Source organism: Catenibacterium sp. AM22-6LB (assembly GCF_003435615.1).
Classification (GTDB): Bacteria; Bacillota_I; Bacilli_A; order Erysipelotrichales; family Coprobacillaceae; genus Catenibacterium; species Catenibacterium mitsuoka_A.
In genome coordinates this window covers 1-4,670 of the sequence record NZ_QTUM01000091.1, presented here as the reverse complement: position 1 = coordinate 4,670, position 4,670 = coordinate 1, and the positions used below count along the sequence as shown (strand labels likewise).

At 45.0% G+C, this 4,670-nt stretch carries 6 protein-coding genes; all 6 read right to left on the bottom strand.

What is annotated here, in order from left to right; translation table 11 throughout:
- Positions 1–534 precede the first annotated feature (534 nt).
- The 6 genes from DW269_RS12130 to DW269_RS12105 all read right to left on the bottom strand — a co-directional run bounded on the left by DW269_RS12130 (position 535) and on the right by DW269_RS12105 (position 4,515).
- Complete coding sequence (locus DW269_RS12130; protein ID WP_002304425.1) at positions 535–840, bottom strand: hypothetical protein; 306 nt, start codon at positions 838–840, stop codon at positions 535–537.
- A gap of 85 nt (positions 841–925) precedes the next feature.
- On the bottom strand, positions 926–2,299 hold the full coding sequence (gene xerC, locus DW269_RS12125) for a tyrosine recombinase XerC (protein ID WP_002304423.1): 1,374 nt from the start codon (positions 2,297–2,299) through the stop codon (positions 926–928).
- Positions 2,300–2,303: 4 nt separating this feature from the next.
- Positions 2,304–2,927: a helix-turn-helix domain-containing protein gene (locus tag DW269_RS12120; RefSeq protein WP_117460240.1), complete on the bottom strand. Its 624-nt coding sequence runs from the start codon at positions 2,925–2,927 to the stop codon at positions 2,304–2,306.
- A gap of 117 nt (positions 2,928–3,044) precedes the next feature.
- On the bottom strand, positions 3,045–3,281 hold the full coding sequence (locus tag DW269_RS12115; protein WP_110437432.1) for a helix-turn-helix domain-containing protein: 237 nt from the start codon (positions 3,279–3,281) through the stop codon (positions 3,045–3,047).
- Between the two features lie 6 nt (positions 3,282–3,287).
- Positions 3,288–3,695: a type II toxin-antitoxin system PemK/MazF family toxin gene (locus tag DW269_RS12110; RefSeq protein ID WP_110437431.1), complete on the bottom strand. Its 408-nt coding sequence runs from the start codon at positions 3,693–3,695 to the stop codon at positions 3,288–3,290.
- Between the two features lie 514 nt (positions 3,696–4,209).
- Positions 4,210–4,515 (bottom strand): helix-turn-helix transcriptional regulator, encoded by a 306-nt coding sequence (locus DW269_RS12105; RefSeq protein WP_181966891.1) that lies wholly within the window; start codon positions 4,513–4,515, stop codon positions 4,210–4,212.
- Between the last annotated feature and the right edge of the window lie 155 nt (positions 4,516–4,670).

The following is a 4,670-nucleotide window of genomic DNA, read 5'->3' as shown; positions in this document are numbered from 1 at the left end:
GTAGAAAATGTCATGCCCCTGTTGACATGACATATAAGCGACTGCCTGTCGCACAAAAACTGAAAGCCTAAAAGCTTTCAGTAATTATTTGACTGGCGTCCCAGATAAGATTTGAACTTACGACCTTTCGCTTAGGAGTAGACCCGATACGATGAAACCAAGTGCAACACAGTGCAAGAAAATCCTTGGAAATACAAGGCTTTTCACAGTTTCAAATCCTATCTGGTATTACGCTTCATAAGCATTTTCATAGGGATTTTACACCGTCCAATTGGCTCGAAATTAGCAAGGCTTTCGATTTTCGGTGGACGTTGCAAGTGCAAGCAAATTCCTCTATGTAACTTCTCGTGATACGAAATGATAGGAAATCCTATTCATTCTCGTGCGGAGGCGCTGATGTCTTTAGACACCATCTTAGTCTGTTTAATATATCATTTCAAAATAGATTTTTCAACCAGCATTATTAAGAATTTCAAAGGTTTTTTCAGACTCAATGATTCTATGTAATTTAGACCCGCCGAAGCAGGTCTTTTTTTATTTCAGCATAATCTCTCTATCCTCAGCGCCGAGCATATAAGCACCCTTGGCAAAAGCATCCCTTGCCAGAAGCTCTGCTACATCAACCCTATCGAACAGCATCCATATTTCTTTCTCTTTCGGAGTCAGTTCATGGCTATGGTCAAACAAATGCTCAAGTCCCAATCCTTCAAGCAATGCCGACTTTGCTGCTTTGTATTCCTCAGCTCTGCCAACATATTCGTCGTTCCTTTCCTTGGAAAATGCCTCGATATTGTCAGCTCTCAGATGCTCGTAATACTCGTCCATAAAGATTCTATCCATACTCGTTGACCTCCATAACAAAAAAATAAGGGCAGACCCTTTTACAGCTATTGTAGCTATGTAAAAGGATCTGCCCTTGCAGTTACTATAATGTTTTTGCCAGCGACTTCAGGAGTGCTGCCATTTCCGGATTTTGCAGAAGCTTCAGAAGAAGTTCTTTATCATCAGCGGAGCTTTCCGTTGCGGCTGGTTGAACCGGCTCAGGCGTTGCCTGTCTGCCTGAGTAGAACGCAGCTTCCATTCTTTCAGCGTTCAGTCTGCGGTCATCGTCGATGATATGAGAGTAAACATCCGCTACCATCTTGACCTGTGCATGACCGGAATCGCCTTGAACGGATTTCATATCGCCGCCGTTCAGCTTCAGCTTGTAAGTGATACTGGAATGTCGGAGACTATGGAAAACCACTTTCGGCAGTCCCTTCTCCTCAATCAGCTTATTGAAAGCACGGTTGATAACCTGCCCCTCAATCGGCTTGCCATTGGAAGAACAGAAAACCAGATTGAAGTCTACGAACTCGTCACCGAAAAGGTCTTTCAGTTCTTCGATGTCAGCCTTTCGCTGTACCAACATTTCCGCTACGGTTTTCGGTAAGAACACCTTGCGGACACTTGTTTTGGTCTTAGGAGTTTTGAGAACCAATGCGGTATGCGTACTGGCGAAGGTCGGCGGGAACTTGAACATGATGTCCTTACCGTCCAGATCTGCCATCGCTTCACGATTTACTCTCTGCAACTCCTTTTCAACGAAGATGCTTGCCTGACCAAGTTCAATACTGGTGGGGGAAATGTCAATACAGTCCCAAGTAAGCCCCAGAAGCTCGCCCATTCGCAAGGAACAGGAGAAGGCAAGGTTAATGGCCAGACGAAGAATATCATCGTCACAGGCTTCCAGAGCCTTCTGGAGCACTTCTGCTGTCCAGATGTCCCTGGTCTTGTGTTCTTCCTTCGGCAGTGTAGCGTGCTCCACAGGGTTTCTGGTCATCAATTCCCACTTGACCGCCTGATTGAAAGCATTTCGCAATGTCTTGTGAACCTCTCGGACAGTATGCGGAGTCAGATATTCTGTACGGGCTTTTACATACTTAGAAGAAACCGCTTTGACAGAAAGCAAATCTCGGTAATACTTGTCCATGATTCTCGGCGTGACATCCTCCAGCTTCATATCACCGATGAGGGGACGAATATAGTTTGCAATCAGGCTCTTTCTGCTTTCATAGGTAGACATCGCCCAGGTGTTCACACCATAGATTGACATATACTCATCCAAAAGATCGTTGACGGTTTTAGCAGAAGGGGGAATAAAGGTTCCGGACTCCTGCTCATATTCAACCTGCAACTTCCTTTTCTTTGCTTCAGCATTCGTTTCAAAGGTTTCCCACTTCTGACGCTTGTTGCCGTTCTCATCGGTGTATGTATAAACCACAGAATACTTCTTTTTTCTCTTAACGATAGATGCCATGTAATCATCTCCTTTCCTGTCTATCTTCCGCTAACTGGTAGCGGGTCTGATTCTGATACCACTTCATAAAGCTCTCTTTTGTAGCTCGGTTATGCCTGCCCACTCGAATCAGCTCGAAGCTTCCCTTGGCGGCAATGCTGTAGATATTCTGGCGATTGGTGTCAAGCATTCTTGCAATCTCTGGCAGACCGTAGGTGGATGCCATAATATCTGCATCAAGTTCCTGATCCTCTACCGTGCGGTAATCGGTTTGAGAAGCATACCATCTTTCAAAGCTCTCCTTGGTCACTCTGCGCTTGCCCAGGACATCGACCACATCAAAATGCCCTTTGGCAACCAGTTCGTAAGCAGTCGCTTCTTTCAGCCCAAGGCGCTGTCCAAGCTCCTCCATTGAATATGTAGTTTTCTTCAGTTCCTCACCGGGAGGGGTTCCATCGACCTTCTGGTATTTGAACTGATTGGCATACCATTCTTCAAAGCTGTCGATCATCACCCTCATGGTGTTGCCGCCAAGAATGGTTTTGAAGTAATTCTTCTTAATGAGCCAGTATGACTCCGTTTTTCCAAGACCAAGCATCCTGCCCATTTCCGGAACAGACATACTCGTGCGTTTTCTCATTTCCGCCATCGTACAACCTCCTATGTAAAAAATGTAGCCATGTGTTTCTTGTCATGGCTACATTTTATCGAACTCTCAATATGTTTTGAAGTTTGTCGCCGGGTTGTACGACACCCTTGACAAATCTTACATTTGATGATCCAACCACTCATCAAAACTCTTTTTGGAGATTCTGATGCTGCCGCCAATGCGGACACTATGAAAAACCTTCTTTTTCACAAGGTTGTATGCACTGGTTCTGCTGATGCCCAGAATATCCTGAATCTCATCAACCGTATAGGTTCTCTTATCAAACTGAACTGTGTTAGCAGCTATCGCTTCTTCGGTGCGCTGATTCATGGCAGCGATTCTTTCTTCAAACATTTATGTTCACTCCTTCGTTTTCTTTGCTTTATGTTTTGTGGAACGCTTTTTCAGCTGCTCCATTGCCAGGCTGACGGATAAGGCTTTCTCAATCGCTACCATTTCACGGGGCGTTACCTTACCTAAGTAATTATCAATCCTGCTCTTATCAATGGTGCGAATCTGTTCCAGCTGAACAACGGACGCTTCTTTGAATGCAGGATTGTCGTAAATAACAAAGTGCGTCGGCATATTCGCTTTCTTATGGATTCTGGTGGTGACCGTTGCCACAATCAATGTGGGAGCGTGTTTATTACCGGTATCGTTCTGAATGACGATAACCGGACGGATGCCGCCTTGTTCCGACCCAACTACCGGGTCCAGATTGGCGCAATAAATATCACCACGGCAATATACCCAATTTTCTTTCATCATTTGCCATGACCTCCTTTCGTTGGGTATGTAATAACTGACTGCCTGAAATGAATCAGGCAGTCAGTCCAAAAGTCTATGTGTCCCATATTTGCCACGCACCCCTGAGAAAGAGGGCTTACGCCCTCAGGGAATCACCGAACGACTGATTGCGAATCAGTTCCATAGGAATCTAACCTCTGCCGGGTTCTCCGCCAGCTCCGTAGAGAAGTATCTTTAATCCTGTTGCTTTCATGGCCGTATTGGGAGCAACCCAATATTTACAAGCCAGTATTGATCGCTGGCATCGGGAGAGAGACAACTGCTTAATTTATAGAAGAAAGTCGTTCTGTTTCTCTGTCCGATACGTCACGGCGTACCGCTGATGTGGCTGATGCTCTCGCACCGGCAACAGGAACGTATTCGATGACTGTGTATTCAGTTTTCAAGGATCAAGCAGCCGATTTTCTTTGGCTGTATCTAAATTGTACCTGTTCCTCATGCAAGTTTTTATTGCCTCGTAGGTATAGTTTTGAGGTTATTCACGACCTAAAAATATGTAATCAAGGGTTGTATCAAAGCGCACGACCAATTCGATTGCCAAATCAATAGAGATGCCTCTGTTGCCGGTTTCAATTCGTGCAATGGTGTTTGCGGCAACGCCCAACTGCTCCGCAAGCTGTTCCTGTGTAAGCCCATGTTTCTTTCTCAATGCTTTAATTCTTTTTCCGCTTTCAACCAAGTCGTAATACATTTTCGTTCCTCCGTGTTTTTGAATTTGTGAAGTTGCAAAATCAAAAACGGAGGGAGGAGATCGTGACTGGTTCTCAATGCCCTTTGCCATCTGCCTGTCCTCCTTGCAGGCATAAAAAAAGAGCCGGAGTACATTACTCCAAGCTCTCGTTCATGCCTTTGTGTTAAAATGAAGGAAGATAGGCTGGTATAATCGAGTAGGAGAAAATAATTAAAATTATTTTCGTCCTCTCACACCACCGGGCA

What these genes read in the sequence shown, in the direction of transcription:
- DW269_RS12130 (WP_002304425.1), bottom strand. Translation starts at nt 840, where the DNA reads ATGGATAGAATCTTTATGGACGAGTATTACGAGCATCTGAGAGCTGAC.
- xerC (WP_002304423.1), bottom strand. Translation starts at nt 2,299, where the DNA reads ATGGCATCTATCGTTAAGAGAAAAAAGAAGTATTCTGTGGTTTATACA.
- DW269_RS12120 (WP_117460240.1), bottom strand. Translation starts at nt 2,927, where the DNA reads ATGGCGGAAATGAGAAAACGCACGAGTATGTCTGTTCCGGAAATGGGC.
- DW269_RS12115 (WP_110437432.1), bottom strand. Translation starts at nt 3,281, where the DNA reads ATGTTTGAAGAAAGAATCGCTGCCATGAATCAGCGCACCGAAGAAGCG.
- DW269_RS12110 (WP_110437431.1), bottom strand. Translation starts at nt 3,695, where the DNA reads ATGATGAAAGAAAATTGGGTATATTGCCGTGGTGATATTTATTGCGCC.
- DW269_RS12105 (WP_181966891.1), bottom strand. Translation starts at nt 4,515, where the DNA reads ATGGCAAAGGGCATTGAGAACCAGTCACGATCTCCTCCCTCCGTTTTT.